Source organism: Stenotrophomonas sp. YJH_SMC_33 (assembly GCF_059372295.1).
The window spans coordinates 180,034-197,333 of sequence record NZ_JCAFVJ010000003.1 but is presented as its reverse complement, the minus strand read 5'-3'; the positions used below and the strand labels follow the sequence as shown (position 1 = coordinate 197,333).

Annotated in this window: 14 protein-coding genes and 3 tRNA genes; 9 read left to right on the top strand and 8 right to left on the bottom strand. The window is 67.3% G+C overall.

Annotated features, from left to right (window positions below; all coding sequences use genetic code 11):
• Positions 1-14: 14 nt before the first annotated feature.
• Together tsaE and AC5P9W_RS07615 are read right to left on the bottom strand one after the other, a co-directional pair.
• Positions 15-497 carry a tRNA (adenosine(37)-N6)-threonylcarbamoyltransferase complex ATPase subunit type 1 TsaE gene (gene tsaE, locus AC5P9W_RS07620; protein ID WP_019660526.1) on the bottom strand — a complete coding sequence of 161 codons (483 nt, stop codon included), beginning with the start codon at positions 495-497 and terminating at the stop codon, positions 15-17.
• The gene (locus tag AC5P9W_RS07615; protein ID WP_111102799.1) at positions 494-1,978 is read right to left on the bottom strand and encodes an NAD(P)H-hydrate dehydratase; all 1,485 of its coding nucleotides are present in this window, start codon (positions 1,976-1,978) and stop codon (positions 494-496) included. Before AC5P9W_RS07615 ends, tsaE begins: the two co-directional genes overlap by 4 nt.
• 23 nt (positions 1,979-2,001) lie before the next feature.
• Here AC5P9W_RS07615 and queG point away from each other — a divergent pair, with 23 nt between their 5' ends.
• Together queG and xseA are read left to right on the top strand one after the other, a co-directional pair.
• Positions 2,002-3,072, top strand: a complete 1,071-nt coding sequence (gene queG, locus AC5P9W_RS07610; RefSeq protein WP_111097874.1) for a tRNA epoxyqueuosine(34) reductase QueG — start codon at positions 2,002-2,004, stop codon at positions 3,070-3,072.
• 44 nt (positions 3,073-3,116) lie between these two features.
• Positions 3,117-4,448, top strand: coding sequence for an exodeoxyribonuclease VII large subunit (gene xseA, locus AC5P9W_RS07605; protein ID WP_111097875.1), 1,332 nt, complete (start codon positions 3,117-3,119; stop codon positions 4,446-4,448).
• A 530-nt stretch (positions 4,449-4,978) separates the two neighbouring features.
• Here the strand turns inward: xseA and AC5P9W_RS07600 are convergent.
• Entirely contained in the window at positions 4,979-5,875 is an 897-nt protein-coding gene (locus AC5P9W_RS07600; RefSeq protein WP_111102436.1) for a M48 family metallopeptidase, read from the bottom strand.
• An 88-nt stretch (positions 5,876-5,963) separates the two neighbouring features.
• Positions 5,964-7,850: a formylglycine-generating enzyme family protein gene (locus AC5P9W_RS07595; RefSeq protein ID WP_111102437.1), complete on the bottom strand. Its 1,887-nt coding sequence runs from the start codon at positions 7,848-7,850 to the stop codon at positions 5,964-5,966.
• Positions 7,851-7,934: 84 nt separating this feature from the next.
• Here AC5P9W_RS07595 and rnd point away from each other — a divergent pair, with 84 nt between their 5' ends.
• The gene (gene rnd / locus AC5P9W_RS07590) at positions 7,935-9,014 is read left to right on the top strand and encodes a ribonuclease D (protein ID WP_111102438.1); all 1,080 of its coding nucleotides are present in this window, start codon (positions 7,935-7,937) and stop codon (positions 9,012-9,014) included.
• Positions 9,015-9,104: 90 nt separating this feature from the next.
• Positions 9,105-10,178 carry a hypothetical protein gene (locus AC5P9W_RS07585; RefSeq protein WP_021202165.1) on the top strand — a complete coding sequence of 358 codons (1,074 nt, stop codon included), beginning with the start codon at positions 9,105-9,107 and terminating at the stop codon, positions 10,176-10,178.
• A 75-nt stretch (positions 10,179-10,253) separates the two neighbouring features.
• Here AC5P9W_RS07585 and AC5P9W_RS07580 read toward each other — a convergent pair whose 3' ends face one another.
• Positions 10,254-12,584 carry a TonB-dependent receptor gene (locus AC5P9W_RS07580; RefSeq protein ID WP_227853047.1) on the bottom strand — a complete coding sequence of 777 codons (2,331 nt, stop codon included), beginning with the start codon at positions 12,582-12,584 and terminating at the stop codon, positions 10,254-10,256.
• 237 nt (positions 12,585-12,821) lie between these two features.
• Between AC5P9W_RS07580 and AC5P9W_RS07575 the strand changes: the two genes are divergently transcribed.
• A tRNA-Ala gene (locus AC5P9W_RS07575) sits at positions 12,822-12,897 on the top strand.
• Positions 12,898-12,958: 61 nt separating this feature from the next.
• On the opposite strand, the gene AC5P9W_RS07570 is transcribed toward AC5P9W_RS07575, so the two are convergent.
• A complete protein-coding gene (locus AC5P9W_RS07570) occupies positions 12,959-13,129 on the bottom strand; it encodes a hypothetical protein (protein ID WP_021202167.1) in 171 nt (56 codons plus the stop codon).
• A gap of 159 nt (positions 13,130-13,288) precedes the next feature.
• Here AC5P9W_RS07570 and AC5P9W_RS07565 point away from each other — a divergent pair, with 159 nt between their 5' ends.
• Positions 13,289-13,774 (top strand): hypothetical protein, encoded by a 486-nt coding sequence (locus tag AC5P9W_RS07565; protein ID WP_457894720.1) that lies wholly within the window; start codon positions 13,289-13,291, stop codon positions 13,772-13,774.
• Between the two features lie 6 nt (positions 13,775-13,780).
• Here AC5P9W_RS07565 and AC5P9W_RS07560 read toward each other — a convergent pair whose 3' ends face one another.
• Entirely contained in the window at positions 13,781-14,542 is a 762-nt protein-coding gene (locus AC5P9W_RS07560; protein WP_021202169.1) for an SDR family oxidoreductase, read from the bottom strand.
• Positions 14,543-14,674: 132 nt separating this feature from the next.
• Here AC5P9W_RS07560 and AC5P9W_RS07555 point away from each other — a divergent pair, with 132 nt between their 5' ends.
• The gene (locus AC5P9W_RS07555) at positions 14,675-15,517 is read left to right on the top strand and encodes a bifunctional transcriptional activator/DNA repair enzyme AdaA (protein WP_031269378.1); all 843 of its coding nucleotides are present in this window, start codon (positions 14,675-14,677) and stop codon (positions 15,515-15,517) included.
• 37 nt (positions 15,518-15,554) lie between these two features.
• Here the strand turns inward: AC5P9W_RS07555 and curA are convergent, their stop codons facing one another.
• Entirely contained in the window at positions 15,555-16,580 is a 1,026-nt protein-coding gene (curA, locus tag AC5P9W_RS07550) for an NADPH-dependent curcumin/dihydrocurcumin reductase (RefSeq protein ID WP_227852705.1), read from the bottom strand.
• 364 nt (positions 16,581-16,944) lie between these two features.
• On the opposite strand from curA, the gene AC5P9W_RS07545 reads away from it, so the two are divergent.
• A tRNA-Phe gene (locus AC5P9W_RS07545) sits at positions 16,945-17,020 on the top strand.
• A 70-nt stretch (positions 17,021-17,090) separates the two neighbouring features.
• Positions 17,091-17,166: transfer RNA gene (locus tag AC5P9W_RS07540), tRNA-Phe, on the top strand.
• Positions 17,167-17,300 lie beyond the last annotated feature (134 nt).

Here is a 17,300-nt window from a genome sequence, read left to right as displayed (position 1 = left end):
GGTGTTTGTTCTCGTCAGCCGACAGATATGGCCTGCAAGTCGCCTCCTTGGGGAAGCCGTTTCAGCCATTCATGCCCCGCGTCGCTGGCGCCAGTGAGACGAACGCGACGCCCTTGTCCCTCGATCTCCAGCGCCACCACCAGGTCGGTTGGCGGCAGCGCACCGGCACCGCGTTCCGGCCATTCAACCAGCCACAGTACCGCGCTGCCCTCGTCCAGCCCGAGGAAATCGAGTTCGCCGGCCTGCCCGATCCGGTACAGATCCAGATGCCAGGCCTCGCCACCGCCGGCCAGCGGATAGCGCTCGACCAGGGTGTAGGTCGGGCTGCGGATGGCGCCCTGGACACCCAGCGCGCGCAGCAGTGCGCGGGCCGTGGTGGATTTGCCGGCCCCCAGGTCGCCGCGCAATTCGACCAGCGCCTGCGGCGGCCGCGTGGCCGCCAGCCATTGCCCGAGCAGTTCAGTGGCATCGCTGTCGGCAAGGAAGAAATCGATCATCGGGAAAGTTCCGGGTTGGCCAGTCGCCGCAACGGCGACAGCAGATCAGTAGGAAGCAGGCCGCGCGCGCCATCGGCGGCCGCGGCGTCGCCCGCGAGCCCATGCAGCAGCGCACCGGCCGCGGCGGCGTCGAAGGCGGCCAGGCCCTGCGCGCGCAGGCTGGCGATGATGCCGGTGAGCAGATCGCCCATGCCTCCCACGGCCATGCCGGGATTGCCTGCAGCGATCAGCCGTGGCGCCTGCCCGGGCGCCGTCACGATGCTGCCTGCGCCCTTCAACACCACCACGGCGTGGAAGCGTTCGGCCAACGCCTGCGCACAACGGTAGCGATCGGCCTGGATGTCAGCGGTACTGCAGCCGAGCAGGCGCGCGGCCTCGCCCGGATGTGGCGTAAGGATGGCGTCCGGCAGCGCGCGCGGATCCTGCGCCAGCAGATTCAGTGCATCGGCATCGACCACCAGCGGTTTGGCGCTGGCCAGCGCCCGCGCAAACAGCGCGCGCGCCCATTCGTCCTGGCCCAGGCCCGGCCCGATCGCCACCACCCTGGCCTTGTCCAGCAGCGCCGGCAGCACATCGCCGTCTTCCAGTGCATGGGTCATCGCCTCGGGCAGCCGAGCCAGCAGTGGACCGACGTGGTCGCGGCGGGTGCCCAGGCTCAACAGCCCCGCCCCTGCGCGCAAGGCGGCCTCGGCTGCCATGGCGATGGCACCGCCGCTGCCGTGGTTGCCGCCGACGCACAGCACGTGGCCGGATTCGCCCTTGTGACTGTTGGCGCGGCGCGGCGGCAGCAGTGCCGGCAAGCGCGCCTGGGTCCAGTGCTCCACGGCGGGTGACACGCCCTGCCATGCGGCCGCGGGCAGCTGCAGCGGCGCCAGCGCCTTCTGGCCACAGTGATCCAGCGCATCGCCGGTATACAGCCCGCGATGCGGCACGATGAACTGCAGGGTCAAAGCAGCCTTCACCGCCTCGCCCGGTACGGCGCCCCGATCGGCATCGACGCCACTGGGGACGTCCAGCGCCAGAACCGGTGCCGCCTGCGCGTTGAGGGCGACGATCAGCGCCTGCGCCACACCTTCCGGCGCACGGTCGAAGCCCAGACCGAACAGGGCATCGACCCAGATATCGGCCTCGGGCAGCGCGCCGTCGAAATCGGTGATGGTGCCGCCGTCGGACGTGAATTCCGATGCGGCACGCTGCGCCAGCGACGTCGCCGGTGGCTTGCCCGGCAAGGCGATCACCGTCACCGTACGCCCGGCCTGTCGTGCATGGCGGGCCAGCACCAGGCCATCGCCGCCGTTGTTTCCTGCGCCAACCACCACGCCGATCCGCTGCGCTTGTGGCCAATGCTGCAGCAGGCACTGCCAGGCGGCGTGGCCGGCCTGCGCCATCAGGCTCCAGCCGCCCTCGGCAGCCAGTGCCGAGGCCTGCGCATCAAGCGCGCGCGCGGCAGCGGAATCGAACAGAGCGGCAAGGTTGGCCATGCGGGGATTTTATACTGGTGCATATGTCTCCCGCCCCCTCCCCTGTCGATCCGGTCCAGGCCGTACAGCGCATCCGCGAACTGGCGCGTGCGCATGGCTTCCAGCGCTGCGGCATCGCCGGCATCGAGCTGGGCGAGGACGAGGCGCACCTGGCCGACTGGCTGGGCCAGGGCCTGTACGGCACGATGGACTGGATGGCGCGCCACGGCACCCTGCGCGCGCGCCCGGCCGAGCTGCTGCCCGGCACGGTGCGGGTGATCTCGGTAGGCATGGACTACAGCCACAAGGACGACACCGAAGCCTGGGCAACCCTGGCCGACCCGGGCCGCGCCTACGTGGCCCGTTACGCCTTGGGCCGCGACTACCACAAGCTGATGCGCAACCGCCTGCAGAAGCTGGCCACGCAGATCAACGATGAAGTGGCACCGCTGGGCTACCGGGTATTCGTCGATTCGGCGCCGGTGCTGGAGCGCGCACTGGCGCGCAACGCGGGGCTGGGCTGGATCGGCAAGCACACCTGCCTGATCGACCGCAACGGCGGTTCCTGGTTCTTCATCGGCGAGATCTACATCGATATCCCGCTGCCGATCGATGCGCCGGCTACGGCACACTGCGGCACCTGCACGCGCTGCATCGATGTCTGCCCTACCCGCGCGATCACCGGCCCGCAGCGGCTGGACGCGCGGCGCTGTATTTCCTACCTGACCATCGAGCACGACGGTGCCATCCCCGAAGACATGCGGCCGTTGATCGGCAACCGCATCTACGGCTGTGACGACTGCCAGCTGGTCTGCCCCTGGAACAAGTTCGCCAAGCGTACCGACGAAGCCGATTTCCGCGCGCGCAACAACCTCGATACCGCGCGCCTGGACCAGCTGTTCGCCTGGGACGAAGCCGAGTTCCTGCGCCGCACCGAAGGCAGCCCGATCCGGCGCAGCGGCCATGAGCGCTGGCTGCGCAACATCGCCGTGGCGCTGGGCAATGCGCCGTCCTCGGCCGAAGCGCTGGCTGCCCTGCAGACCCGCATCGACGATCCCTCGCCGCTGGTGCGTGAACACGTGCAGTGGGCACTGGGCCAGCACACGGTGCGCTGACGTGCGATCCTGAGCCCCCGTTCCGCCCGCAGCACGCCGTTCCCATGCAGCCACGCAACAACGACATCCTCACCCCCAGCCAGCTCAACACCCTGGCCCGCGACCTGCTGGAAGGCAGCTTCCCGGCGATCTGGGTCGAGGCCGAACTGGGCAGCGTGGCGCGTCCTGCCTCCGGACACCTCTACTTCACCCTGAAGGATGCGCGCGCGCAGCTGCGTGCGGCGATGTTCCGGATGAAGGCGCAGTACCTGAAGTTCGTGCCGCGCGAAGGCATGCGCGTGCTGGTGCGCGGCAAAGTGACCCTGTACGACGCCCGTGGCGAGTACCAGATGGTGCTGGACCACATGGAGGAAGCCGGCGAAGGCGCACTGCGCCGCGCCTTCGAGGAGTTGAAGGCACGGCTGGAGGCCGAAGGCCTGTTCGACCCGGCACGCAAGCGGCCGCTGCCGGCGCACGTGCAGCGCCTTGCGGTGATCACCTCCCCCACCGGCGCCGCTGTGCGCGACGTGCTGAGCGTGCTCGGCCGCCGCTTCCCGCTGCTGGAAGTGGACCTGCTGCCGACCCTGGTGCAGGGCAGCAGCGCCGCTGCACAGATCACCCGCCTGCTGCAGGCCGCCGATGCCAGTGGCCGCTACGACGTGATCCTGCTGACCCGTGGCGGCGGTTCACTGGAAGACCTGTGGGCCTTCAACGATGAAGCACTGGCCCGTGCGATCGCCGCCAGCCGCACCCCGGTAGTGTCGGCGGTGGGCCATGAAACCGACTTCAGCCTGAGCGACTTCGCCGCCGACCTGCGTGCACCGACGCCATCGGTGGCAGCCGAGCTGCTGGTACCGGACCAGCGCGAACTGGCCCTGCGCCTGCGGCGCACCGCGGCACGCATGGCGCAGCTGCAGCGGCACACGATGCAGCAGGCGATGCAACGTGCTGACCGTGCCCTGCTGCGCCTGAACGCGCAGAGCCCGCAGGCGCGACTGGACCTGTTGCGCCGCCGCCAGCTCGATCTGGGCCGGCGCCTGCATGCCGCGTTCAACCAGCAGCAGGAGCGCCGTGCTGCGCGCCTTCGCCATGCAGCGGCGGTCCTGCGCGGGCACCACCCACAGCGCCAACTCGACACGATGCAACGCCGCCTGGCCGCCCTGCGCGGACGACCGCAGGCAGCGATGCAGCGTCTGCTGGAACGCGATGCGCTGCGCCTGCGCGGGCTGGCGCGTTCGCTGGAAGCGGTCAGCCCGCTGGCGACTGTAGCGCGCGGCTACAGCATCCTGACCCGCAGTGACGATGGCACGCTGGTGCGCCAGGTCGATCAGGTACAGCCCGGCGACGCATTGCAGGCGCGCGTGGGCGACGGCGTGATCGACGTGCAGGTCAAGTAAAGGGGTTCGGCAGGGCTGCGCCCTGCACCTGCAGAGGCAAATGCAACAGCCGAAGCAACAGCGAAAGCGGCTCTGGATTGCTGATAGCTTGGCGGGGTGGTGTGGCTGTGCAGGACACGCCGTAAACCCATCCCTGGGGGCTCGATGGCGCCATCCATGGCGCCAACGGTCCTCACAGCCACACCGCCCCACCCTAGACAGTGTCCCGATGACGGTCGGTAGATCCACGCCATGCGTGGATGAATCTCTTTCAGATATCGAATCAATTCGGGGTCAGATCCGTTTTCCTGCGGAAAACGGATCTGACCCCAAGCGCCATTCCGGCAGATCGCGGACATCTGTCGAAGGCGGGGTGGGTCCGGTTGCGGGGGCGTGAGCCGCATGGATGCGGCGACCGAGCTTACATGGACGTACTTGCAGCGGCCCCCGCAACCGGACCCACCCCGCCATCCCAAGGAATGCACGCTGTTGCTGTTGCTGTTGCTGTTGCTTCGGCAGGTGCAGGGCTGCAAGCCCTGCCGAACAACCCCCTACTTTGCCTGCTCGCAGAACTTCTGCCGGTACTCGAGTGCCTTCGGCATCAACGCCTGCAGGTTCTGGATACGGGTACCCGGGTTCGGGTGAGTCGACGCGAACTCCGGCGGTGACTGGCCACCACTGGCCTGGCCCATGCGCTGCCACAGCGGCACCGCCTCGCGCGGGTCGAAGCACGCCGCTGCGGCCAGCATCAGTCCCACTTCGTCGGCCTGGGTCTCGTGGCTGCGCGCATACGGCAACAGATACCCGTAGCCCATCGCCGACATCATCATCTGTTGCTGCTGCGCATCCATGCCGCTGGCGGCGCCGGCCATCTGCCCGATCTGGGTCAGCTTCTGCTGCGCCATCCGCTGCGCACCGTGGCGCAGCAGCGCATGGGCAATCTCGTGGCCCATCACCACCGCCATCGCGTCGCGCGTGCGCGCCACCGGCACCAGGCCGGTATAGACCGCCATCTTGCCACCAGGCAGGCAGAATGCGTTGGCCTGTTCAGATGGGATCACGTTGACTTCCCACTGGAAATCACGCGCGAAATGCGCCGGCTGAACGCCGTGCTCCTGCGCCAGTGCAGTCTCCACCACATCAACCTTGGCAATCAGGCGCTGGGCGATGTCGCGCACATCGCGGGCGATCGGCGCGTTGGAGTCCATCGGCGGCTCCTCCGAGAGGATCTGCTGGTAGGCCTGCAGGCCCAAGGCGGTCTCCTGGCGGGCGTCCAGGCTGCTGTCAATCATCACCTTCTCGCCGGTGTAGGGGTCCACCGTGCGATTGGAAAACCAGTAGAAGAGCGCATAGGCGGCGGCCAGCAGCAGCACCCACCAGCGGATGTTGCCAAACAGGCCGCGACGCTGCGGGCCTTGGGGCGAGCGGGAAAAGGGATCATTGCGCATCAGGGGTCGTCCAGCAGGCCCCGCCGGCCGGCGGGCACGGCGCAATCTTAGTGCGCGGGCGCCAGCAGCGGGTGAAGCCCGGTGCCGCTCAGATGCCCCGCACCAGGCGGAAACCGATGCGCGCGCTGGTGGTGTCCGAATCCTGCGACTGCCGCCACGCCGCACGGGTCTGCTCCGGCGCGTTGGCCCAGTTGCCCCCGCGGATCACCCGTGCGCGGCAGCCCGGGTTGAACCAGGCCGCGCCATCGGAGGGCGCGCGCCGGTAGCTGGCATGCCAGCAATCGGCCACCCACTCGCTGAGATTGCCCGCCATGTCGTGCAGGCCGAAGGCATTGGCCTGGAAACTGGCCACCGGCGCGGGCCCCCACCAGCCATCGCCATAGCCGATGAAGGCGTTGTGCCAGTGCCGTCCCGATGGCGAGACATCCTTGCTGCCAGTGAAGTTGCCAGCACCGGGCGGCGGCGTGCCGGCGGCGCCCCACGGATAGCGGCCACTGCTGCCGGCGCGCAGCGCGTATTCGAACTCGGCCTCGCTGGGCAACCGGTAGCTGCGCCCGGTCTGCTCGGACAACCACGCCGCATAGTTTTCGGCATCGCGGATACTGACATGCATCACCGGCGAATTGGCCATCGCGAGGCCACCGTCGTAGTCCGAACGCCAGTCCACGCCGCTGCGGCGGATGAAGTTGCCGCTGCGTTCGTCATAGACCACCGAATGGCCGCGACGGGTCGCACGCGGGCGCGCATTGGTCGCCTTCACGTAGCGCTGGAAATCGCTGACCGTCACCTCGGTGATCGCCATCGCGAAGCCTCGATCAAAGCGTACATAATGCGATGGCCGCTCGGCATCGCTGGCGCCCGGCTCGGCATCACCGGCCCCCATCTGGAAGCCGCCGTGCGGGACCACCACCATCTGCGGCCCGCGCCCGCCATCGCGCATGGCATCGCTGAATACCTGCCCCGGGCGGAAGCTGCCGTAGTGCGTGGCCAGGTCAATGCGCTCACGCAGCTGGGCCACCACCGGGTCTCCCGGCAGGGCGATGCGCAGGGCCTCGGCCAGCTTCTCGCGTGCCGGCTTCAGGCCCTGCGGCGTGGACAGGTCGCGCAGGCCGTCATCGCGCAGCTGCAGCAACACCGCCGCACGGATCTGCTCGATGCGCTCGAACGCGTCGGCAATGGTCGGCGATGAGTCGCGCACCTTGCTGGCTTCGGCCAACCAAGTGCCCGCGCTGGCGAAATCGCGCGCGCGTGCAGCATCTTCTGCGCGGCGGATCAGCCCGCTTTCGGCTGCGGCCAGTCCCTGCCGCGCACGGCTGTTGTTCCCATCCAGTGCCAGTGCCTCGCGGAAGTTGCCAATAGCCCCGTCCCCGTCTTCGCCGATCCGGCCCGAGCGCAGGTCCTCTTCACCGGCGCGGTTGTAAGCCACCACCCGCTGGGCAAGCTCCACCCGACCCTGCAGTGCGCGTACCTTCTCGTCCTTGGGCGCCAGGGTCAGCAGCACCAGCGCCTGGCGGCTGGCCTCCGCCAGCGCCTCGCGCTGCTTCAGCGGCCGCACCAGCAACGCACCCGCCTGCTGCTGCAGGCGCTGGCGGGCACGCTGCAGGCCCTGGCGGGCCTGGCGGTCATCCGGGTCCTCTTCCTGTACTGCCAGCCACAGCGGAATGGCGGCATCGGCATCCTCATACAGCCGGCCCTCAGTGAAGGCCTGCCCGGCCGCGCGGCGCAACTGGGCCAGGCTGCGGCCCTGGCGGTCCACCCGCGGCGGCGTCCACTGCTGTACATCCTCGGCGGCATCCTCACCGGCGATGGTCACGCTGCCCTGCCCGGCCTGCGGGCGCTCGTCGCTGTCTGCGTTCGCGGACGGGCGCGCCTCCTCCCCGGCACTCCGGTCCACTGCCGTGGGGGGCGACGGCGTGCAGCCTGCCAGGGCCATGGCCAAGGCGGTGCACAGCGCGGACGACAGCGGAAAACGCAAGCAGGATCTCCTTCGGCAGGGACGCGCACCGACGTTAGGCTATTCTCCCCTGCCTGAGCAAACCCGAGTAGTAGGCCCTGACCCGTGGCAACCTGGATCACCACCCCCGCCGAGCTGGATGCGTACTTCCAGCAGCGTCCGGCCCGCATCGGCCTGGACACCGAATTCATCCGTGAACGCACCTTCTGGCCGCAGTTGGCTCTGGTGCAGATGGCGGTCGGGCAGGACATCCTGCTGATCGATCCGCTGATTCCCGGCATGACCGAGGCACTGGCGCCGTGGCTGGCCGATGAATCAATCACCAAGGTGATGCACAGCGCCAGCGAAGACCTGGTTGCCTTCAAGTGGACCTGCGGCGTGTTGCCGCGACCGCTGTTCGACACACAGATCGGCGCTTCGCTGGCCGGCATTGGTGGCGGCATGGGCTACCAGAAGCTGGTCGCGGAAATCACCGGCGTGGCGCTGACCAAGGGCGAAACCCGCTCGGACTGGATGCGCCGTCCACTCTCGGAGTCGCAACTGCAATACGCCGCCGACGACGTCGAGCACCTGTTCGCGCTGCATGACGCCATTGATGCCAAGTTGCAGGCACTGGGCCGCCAGCAGTGGCTGCACGACGACGGCGAGCGCCTGCTGGCCAGCGTCGCCAATGACGAGGACCGCTGGCCGCATCTGGCGATGCGCTCAGCGCAGTTTCTCGATGCTCCCGCGCAGCGCCGCCTGCTGCGCCTGCTGCGCTGGCGTGATGTGCAGGCACGCAGCAGCGACCGCCCGCGCAGCTGGATCCTGGACAACGAACTGGCCGCCACGCTGGCACGCACGCCACCGGCCGATGCCGCCGCGCTGGCCACGCTGTTTGAACAGTTCCCGAAGGCACCGCGCAAGCTGGCAGGCGCGGTCTGGCAGGCACTATCCACGCCGCTGGCCGATGAGGCCGAGGCACCGCTGGCACTGCCCGCCAACGACAGCAACAAGCAGGTACTGAAGAGGCTGCAGGACGCCGTTGCCGAACGCAGCCGCGAGCTGGGCCTGCCGGATGGCGTGCTGGCCTCCCGCAAGCATCTGGAAAGCTATCTGGAACGCCGCAAATGGCCGGCCGCACTGGCGGGCTGGCGCCAGCAGGAACTGGAATCGCAGCTTCAGGCGCTGCTGCCCGCACGTTGATGGCACAAGGCGCCGGACCACGCCGGCGTCGTGCACCTCAAGCCTGCAGGGGCCGTGCTAGGGTTTGGCGGTACTGACAAGGAGACGTCGATGCAGACCCTCAAGATCGCGACCGCCTGCGCACTGCTGCTAACCACGTTGGGCCTGGCATGCTCTGGGCAGGCCGCACCGCTTTCCTATGCACAGGAAAAGGAGAACACAGCCAAGCTGGTGGACATCATTGACGGTGCCACCCGCGACGGTCTGGTTGCTGTGCTGGTGCCGGCCCCGTATGTCGTGCACAACGGCGGGCCAGGTGTCGGCTCCCCGGTCCCCGGCTTTCATCTGGGCAACCGCTCGACCGACCTACCCGGGTTCTCGACGCGGGTGTCCTTCCAGCACAAGGATATTCCCTCCCAGGGCTATGTGCAGCTGTTCAACACCAACGAACTGGAAACCGGCCCGCAGCGGACGGTGTTGATGGACGTGTTCGAGGTGCATCTGATTCCGCCGGGCACCTATCTGCTGAACGGTGCGGAGAACTACCGCCTGAACACCCGCGTGGCCAAGCTGAAGCCGCTGGGGACCACGGACGAAGTATCGAAGGACATCGGCGTCACCCGCCTGGCCGACGTCGATTACCGTTTCTATTCCTGGAAGAAGGTCTGGGTACCACCCGGCGTCCTGACCGATCAGCACTCCCAGCAGGTCTGCATCTCGGTGCATGTGGCCTCCGGCAACTGCGTGGCATGGGGCACCCAGAACTACGAAACCTCGCGCCCGACCGAAGGCTACTGGGATGACAGGATCGTCCCTGAAGACATCCCTGCCGTACGCATCCAGGCGGTCATCGCCAAGGCCCACGCGCCACTGGCCTTCACTGCCCGCGAAGGGCAGATCCTGCTCAGCCCCTTCATTGTTGCCGCCGACGGCGATATCGATTTCAACGCCAACGACTGCGCACCGGTCGACAAGCTGATGGGATGCGCCCTGCGCCGCTTCACGGTGCACTACCAACCCGCGCCGCTGGACGCTGCACGCAAGCACATCGCAATCACCTCGCGCGGCCTCAACGGCAAGCAGCGCAAGGTACTGGAGCGGATGGAGGCGATGCAGCTGCAGGTGCTGGGCCCCAGTGCGCCGTCCGATGCAGCGCTGGGCAAGGGCGTCAGCGCCACGCCTTGAGCACGGATGATGCCTGGCCAGCAACGAAAAACGGCGCTCGATGAGCGCCGTTTCCGGTACACGACGGGGTGAGGCTTACCAGTTCATGTTCAGCGAGACACCCACGGTGCGCGGTTCGTTGTAGACCGCCGCCATGTAGTTCTCGATCACACCCTTGAGGTTCTTCTCGTTGGTGATGTTGCGCGCGAACAGCGCAACTTCGTAGGCACCGTAGTTGCCCGAGTAGCCGATCTTCAGGCCACCTTCGAAGTCACCCTTGGAGTTGAACTCCTTGCTGTCGTACAGCACGAAGCTGGTGTAACCCTGCTTGTTCCAGTCGGTGGACACGAACATGGTGCCAGCGTCGCTGACCGGGAAGTCGTAGCGGGCAGCCAGGTTCACGTTGTACTTCGGTGCGTTCGGCAGCGGGTTGCCGTCGATCTGCGCGAAGGTGTTGGCGCCGACCTTGATGGTCGGGTCATTCACCGTGCACACCACCTGGCCGTTGAGGCCGCAGACCTGTGCGTAGACGCGCTTGTCCTTGATCTCGCTGTGCAGCAGGCTCAGGCCGGCGCTCAAGGTCAGGTTCGGGATCGGGCGCAGCTCCATGTCGGCTTCGAAGCCGTAGGCCTTGGCCTTGTCGGCGTTGAACAGCACGCCGTTGCCGTCCGAATCGTTGCCGTTGAGCTGGATGTCGTTGACGGTGTAGGTGAACGCGGTGGCGTTCAGGCGCAGGCGGTTGTCCCACAGGCTGCTCTTCACGCCCGCTTCCCAGGACAGGATCGTCTCGGAATCGGCGGTGGTGAAGTCGGCATTGAACACTGCCGAACGACCCTGGATGGTCGGGCCACGGAAGCCACGCGCGACCTTGGCGTAGACGCTCACGTCCGGCGTGATCTGATACATCGCGCTCAGATCCCAGCTCGGGGTGGTGTCGGACATCTTGACGTCGGTGCGGCCCTTGTAGGTGACCACGCCGGCAGCGGTGTCGGCGGTCTTCAGCAGGCGGGTGTGCTTCTCGTCCCTGGTCTGGCGCAGGCCGGCGGTGACGGTGAACTTGTCGGTGAAGGCGTAGCTCAGCTGGCCGAAACCGGCCCACGAGGTGTTCTTGTTGCGCAGGCGCACCCAGTTGTTCGGGTTGCGTGCCGCGCCCTGCAGGAACCAGGCGCGCTGGTAGAAGTCGGTGGTGTCGCTGCCGTTGAAGTAGAACGCACCGGCCTGCCACTGCAGCGCGCTGTCGTCATGGCTGGCCAGGCGGAATTCCTGGGTCCACTGGTCCAGGTCGCGGATGCGGCCCATCGACTGGCCGTAGCCGTTCGGCACGCCGTTGACCGGGAAGTTCACCGCAGCACCGCCGTCGGTGTCGCCACGGCTGTAACCGGAGGTGGTCTCGTAGGCGGTGATCGAGGTGAAGTCGATCGCGCCGAAGTCGTAGCGTGCCTTCACCGAGCCGCCGTAGGTCTTGTAGGCCTGCGGGTTGTTGTCGGCCTCGTCGTAGGCGACTTTGTCGCGCGGCACGTCGGTCTTGTTCGAGCCCTTGGTCAGCGCACCGCGCAGGAACAGGGTCGAGGTGCCTTCATAGTCGCGGGCGTGGGCCGAGGCCAGGATCGAGAACTGGTCGCTCGGGGTCAGCAGCAGCTGGGCGCGCACGTTGCGGTCGTCGAAGCCGCCCATGGCGTTCTTCTTCGGGCTGACCGTGCCATCGGCGCTCGGGCCCCTGTAGGTGTTGTCGACGTAGTCATCGCGGTGCTGGTACAGCGCCGACACGCGGAACGAGGCGATGTCGTTGATCGGGCCGCCGAAGCCGCCGTCGATCGACACGCTGTTGTAGGTGGCGTAGCTGGCGCTGACGCGGCCGGTGTAGTCCTGGGTCGGCTTCAGGGTGTCGAACTTGACGATGCCGGCGGTGGTGTTGCGGCCGAACAGCGAGCCCTGCGGGCCGCGCAGCACTTCCACCTGGTCTACGTCATAGACCGGGTTGGACTTCAGCACCACGTGCTCCAGCACCACGTCGTCCTGGATGATCGACACCGGCTGCGAGGCTCCCAGGTAGAAGTCGATGTTGCCCAGGCCGCGGATGTAGAAGCGCGGGAAGATGCGGCCGGTGGTGGTTTCCGCATACAGGCTCGGCACGCGGCCGGACAGTGCCAGCAGGGTGTCGTCGCCGCCGGCGGTGAAGTCGCGCATGCGCTCGCCCTGCACCACACCCACCGAGACCGGCACTTCCTGCAGGTTCTGCTCACGGTGTTCGGCGGTCACGGTGATCGTGTCCAGGCCGGTTGGGGTCGGCGCGCTGTCCTGCGCGGCGGCACCGAAGCTGCCCGCCAGGGCCAGGCCAGCACAGGCCAGGGCCAGCGGGTGACGGCGGAAGGAAACAAAGGAAGACGACAGACCCGACAGGCGGCGGGAATCGGAATGGGAGGGCATGGAATGCTCTGAGGAGGCGTCCGTGCGGCCTGCGCGAGCCGGGCGGCAAAAGGGAGGAGAACTGCGCAAGCGGCCATTATCCCCCAAATTGTTACGATTTCGTTGCGTGGTGCCCAAGCCCGTCGAAACAAGCGGTTTCGGCACAGTCACCCGCTGATGTGCCTCGCGTCTCGACATGAAATTCCTTTGATCGGCTTGGCAAGCGGCAAGCGCTTGGCTAGACTGAAGCCCTGCCGTGGGGCCATAGCTCAGCTGGGAGAGCGCGTCGTTCGCAATGACGAGGTCAGGAGTTCGATCCTCCTTGGCTCCACCACTATTCAGAAGAACCCGTAGATCTTCGTGATCTGCGGGCTTTTCTTTTTAGCGCCCGCAACTCAGGCCGGCTCCTGGTCGCCGTCCTTGCGCTGCGGGCCGCGTGAGTGCGCATCGCGCACCTGTTGGTCGCGCTGCCCGGGCCGCTGCTTGGCCACATCGTCCTGCTTCCTGTCCTGGCGGCTTTCCTGGACGCCCTGCTTCGGGTCCTGATCCCTGCTTTGCTCGTTCATCGAAAACTCCCTCGCCGGCAGCAGGCCAGCGCTGCCACCACGCTAGAGGTTGCCGAGTGAGCCGCAGGTCAGTCCCGCGCCAACATCCTGTGCAGGAAGCGGCTTGCCGCCACCGCCCCGCCCAGCCAGAATCCGGGGCACCACGCTCGCCGGTGTGCCATGCCCTCCTCTGCCCAGCACGCAGCCCACGCGTTGCCGATGCTCCTCAATGCGGCCGACGGCAGCATCCAGCTCGGCAACCTGCCAGCATTGATCGGCCCCACCTTGTTACTGGACGAAGCGCGTGCCGCCTTTGCCCCGCTGGTGCGGGGGGAGCGCGATGTCGGCACCGGCTATCGCTGGCTCAGCCTGCACCGGCTCAGCCTGGGCGGTGTGCCCGCTGGCATCAGCCTGTGCTTCTTCGGGCAACAGCTCGACATGGTGACGATCGGCGTCGATCTGCCTGGTGCGACGTTGGAAGACGGCTGGCCGAACCAGGCGGCAATCGATGCCGAAGTCGCCTTCATGCGCCGCACGCTGGGTGCGGCGCTGGGGCGCAAACTGGCCGGCGGCCACGCCCGCTTCGACTGGGGCGAGGCATGGGCCCGTTTCGATCCGAAGGGCTTCATGGCCAGCAGCGGTATCCGCTACCGGCCACGTCGGTGACCGTCCTCAGGTGCGGGTAATCGATACCCCGCCCTCCACACGCATCGCGGTACCGGTAACGAAACTGCTTTCATCGCTGGCCAGGAACAGCGCCGCATTGGCGATCTCCTCCGGCTCGGCCAAGCGCTTGAGTGCGTGCAGCGAGCGCACGAAGTCATGTGCATCGCCGGTGGGAGCCGCCTGCCGGCCCATCTCGGTATCGGTACCACCGGGCAGCAGCACATTGCTGCGTACGCCGCGCGCACCGTATTCGGCGGCGATCACCTGGCTCAGGCCGATCAGCCCGGCCTTGCTTGACGCATAGGCCGCCATGCCCGGGAATCCCACGGTGTGACCGACGAAAGTGCCAACGAACACCAGCGAGCCGCCGCCGCGCGCCAGCAGTGCCGGCAACTGCGCACGTGCGGCATGGAACGCGGCATCCAGATTGGTGGCCATCACTTCACGCCAAGCGTCCACCGGGAACTCCGCTGCCGGCACGCCCGGCCCGAGCATGCCGGCATTGTTGAGCGCGATGTCCAGGCCGCCGAAGGACTGCTGGGCCAGATCGACCAGCGCTTGTGCCGTGCCCGGGTCAGCCACGTCAGCGGCATGCGCCACGGCTTCGCCACCGGCGGCGCGAATCTGCTCGACCAGCGCCTGCAGCGGCTCCGGCCGCCGTGCGTTGAGCACCAGCTTCGCCCCTTCGGCGGCGAAGCGCAGCGCGCTGGCGCGGCCAATGCCAGCGCTGGCACCGGTGATGAGAGCGATCTTGTTGTTCAGGCGCATGGTCGTGGTGCCGGTTGTGAAGTGGCCGCCACGATGCCGCGCCTTCGGCCTGCCAACACTCCGTTTCCGGGCCTGGCCCGTCGGTGCAGGAAACGGAGTTTCCGCAGAACCGGCGCGTGCCAGAATCCGGCCATGGACAGTACCGCCACCACCGCCCTCGATGCCCGCGTCGAACGGGTCTGCCGCCACCTGCAGACCAGCCTCGACGAACCCTCACTGCAGGAACTGGCCGACATCGCCGGCTGCAGCCCGACCCGGCTGCACCGCCTGTTCAAGCAGGCCACAGGGTTGACCCCCAAGCAGTACGCTGCCGCGCTGCGCGCCGACCGCCTGCGCACCGGGCTGGAACAGCAGGAACGCATCACCGATGCCTTCCATGATGCCGGCTTCGGTTCCAGTGGGCGCTTCTACGAGAACGCACCGAAGTTGCTGGGCATGACGCCCAAGCAATGGCGCGCAGGTGGTCGCGGCGAAGTCATCCACTTCGCGCTTGCCGAAAGTTCACTGGGCAGCGTGCTGGTGGCCAGCAGTGCCACCGGCGTGGTCGCGATACTGCTCGGCGACGATCCGGAGACGCTGCTGCAGTCATTGCAGCAACGCTTCCGCCAGGCCGAACTGATTGGCGCCGACCAGGGCTATGAGCAACTGGTGGCGCAGGTCGTGGGCCTGGTCGAGGATCCTTCGCGGGGCGCCACGCTGCCGCTGGATATCCGCGGCACCGCATTCCAGCAACGGGTGTGGCAGGCGCTGCAACAGATCCCGCGTGGACAAACCGCCTCCTATGCGGATGTCGCTGCGCGTATCGGTGCGCCACGCTCGAGTCGTGCGGTGGCACGTGCATGCGCAAGCAACCCGCTGGCGGTGGCAGTCCCCTGCCACCGCGTGGTGCGCCGCGACGGCGACCTGTCCGGCTATGCCTGGGGCGTGGCACGCAAGCGCGAACTGCTGCGCAGGGAAAAGGCCTCGACTGCCTGAAGTGGGTGCCGACCTTGGTCGGCACACCGCCAAGCCCTCAATCCAGCTTCACCACCAGCTTGCCGAAGTTGCGTCCCTGCAGCAGCCCGAAGAACGCCTCCGGCGCATTCTCCAGCCCTTCCACCACATCCTCGCGGTACTGGATGCGGCCTTCGCGCAGCCACTGCCGCATCTCACGTTCGAAGTCCGGCCACAGATGGTTGAAGTCGTGCACGATGAAGCCACGCACGGTCAGGCGCTGGCGCAGGATCTGGCTGAACAGTGCCGGCAACCGGTCCGGGCCGGGCTGCTCGACGCCCCGCTCGTTGTAGGTGGCGATGGTGCCGCACACCGGAATGCGGGCGAAGTTGTTGAGCAGCGGCAGCACTGCATCCAGCACATGGCCACCGACATTCTCGAAGTACACGTCGATGCCGGCAGGTACCGCCGCGCGCAGCTGCTCGGCAAAATCAGCCGCGCGATGATCCAGCGCCTCGTCCACGCCCAGCGTCTGCAGATAGGCACGCTTGGCCTCGCCACCAGCGATAGCCACTACGCGCGCGCCCTGCAGCTTGGCCAGCTGCGCTACGGTCGCGCCGACCGGCCCCGTTGCGGCAGCCACCACCAACGTCTCGCCCGGCTTCAGACGGGCGATTTCATGCAGGCTGGAATAGGCGGTGAAGCCGGGCATGCCATATACCCCCAGCGCCGTACTCAGCGGCAGTCCGGCCGGGTCCAGGCGGCGCCCCAGTGCCGTGGCCGGCAGCACCGCGTGGGTCTGCCAGCCACCCGGCGCCAGCACCAGCTCACCTGCAGCTACACCCTCGGCGTTGGACTGCAGCACCTCGGCCACGGTCTGCCCTTCCATCACCGCGCCCACCGCCACCGGCGCGGCATAGGACGGTCCCTCATCCATGCGTCCACGCATGTACGGGTCAAGCGACAGATAGCGATTGCGCAGCAGCACCTCGCCGTCGCCCAAGGGCGGCAGCGCGGCATGCTCCAAGCGGAAATTGGCTGCAGTAGGCGCCCCCAGCGGACGCGACGCCAGCACGATGCGGGTGGTGGTCGATGAATCGGACATGACAACGATCTCTGCTGTTGCCAGCGTCAGGAAGAGAACGCCGACACTACGCCGCAGCGTGCCCCAATGGCGGTCACGAAAACAGCGTTCCATGTCAGGTGTCGGTGCCGTCCAAGCGCTGGCCCCGCCACACCGCTTTTGTCGATCACCGTGGCCCGCTGAATTCCGCCGCAGGCGATGATCACCGCGCCGCCGCGCCCGGATGAATCGGCATCCAGCGCGCCCCCGCCCCGCGACGGCGGATCAAGTACTTGCGCCTGCGCAGACGGCAATGTGAAGGTTTTTTGCCAAAATGCTTGCCGTAGGCGACTGACCTCCGTAATATGCGCGTCCTTGGCAGCGACCTCGCTGCAATGAACTACGTGGCCGAGTAGCTCAGTTGGTAGAGCAGGGGATTGAAAATCCCCGTGTCGGCGGTTCGATTCCGTCCTCGGCCACCACGTTCGACAGCCTGCAGAAATGCGGGTCTTTTTTCGGGAATCGCAGTTGATCGTGATTGCCACACAGTTTGGCCGAGTAGCTCAGTTGGTAGAGCAGGGGATTGAAAATCCCCGTGTCGGCGGTTCGATTCCGTCTTCGGCCACCATCTTTCGAGACCTGCAGAAATGCGGGTCTTTTTTTTGTCCGTGCTTCGCGCACTGCACAAGTTGCGGATGCGGCGCCTGCGCACACGCCCGGTTGACGAAACATTTACACCGGCATGCGCGGCGGCACCTACGC

Excerpts from the sequence above, each read along its gene's own strand:
- tsaE (WP_019660526.1), bottom strand. The coding sequence starts at position 497 with ATGATCGATTTCTTCCTTGCCGACAGCGATGCCACTGAACTGCTCGGG.
- AC5P9W_RS07615 (WP_111102799.1), bottom strand. The coding sequence starts at position 1,978 with ATGGCCAACCTTGCCGCTCTGTTCGATTCCGCTGCCGCGCGCGCGCTT.
- queG (WP_111097874.1), top strand. The coding sequence starts at position 2,002 with ATGTCTCCCGCCCCCTCCCCTGTCGATCCGGTCCAGGCCGTACAGCGC.
- xseA (WP_111097875.1), top strand. The coding sequence starts at position 3,117 with ATGCAGCCACGCAACAACGACATCCTCACCCCCAGCCAGCTCAACACC.
- AC5P9W_RS07600 (WP_111102436.1), bottom strand. The coding sequence starts at position 5,875 with ATGCGCAATGATCCCTTTTCCCGCTCGCCCCAAGGCCCGCAGCGTCGC.
- AC5P9W_RS07585 (WP_021202165.1), top strand. The coding sequence starts at position 9,105 with ATGCAGACCCTCAAGATCGCGACCGCCTGCGCACTGCTGCTAACCACG.
- AC5P9W_RS07580 (WP_227853047.1), bottom strand. The coding sequence starts at position 12,584 with ATGCCCTCCCATTCCGATTCCCGCCGCCTGTCGGGTCTGTCGTCTTCC.
- AC5P9W_RS07570 (WP_021202167.1), bottom strand. The coding sequence starts at position 13,129 with ATGAACGAGCAAAGCAGGGATCAGGACCCGAAGCAGGGCGTCCAGGAA.
- AC5P9W_RS07565 (WP_457894720.1), top strand. The coding sequence starts at position 13,289 with ATGCCCTCCTCTGCCCAGCACGCAGCCCACGCGTTGCCGATGCTCCTC.
- AC5P9W_RS07560 (WP_021202169.1), bottom strand. The coding sequence starts at position 14,542 with ATGCGCCTGAACAACAAGATCGCTCTCATCACCGGTGCCAGCGCTGGC.
- AC5P9W_RS07555 (WP_031269378.1), top strand. The coding sequence starts at position 14,675 with ATGGACAGTACCGCCACCACCGCCCTCGATGCCCGCGTCGAACGGGTC.
- curA (WP_227852705.1), bottom strand. The coding sequence starts at position 16,580 with ATGTCCGATTCATCGACCACCACCCGCATCGTGCTGGCGTCGCGTCCG.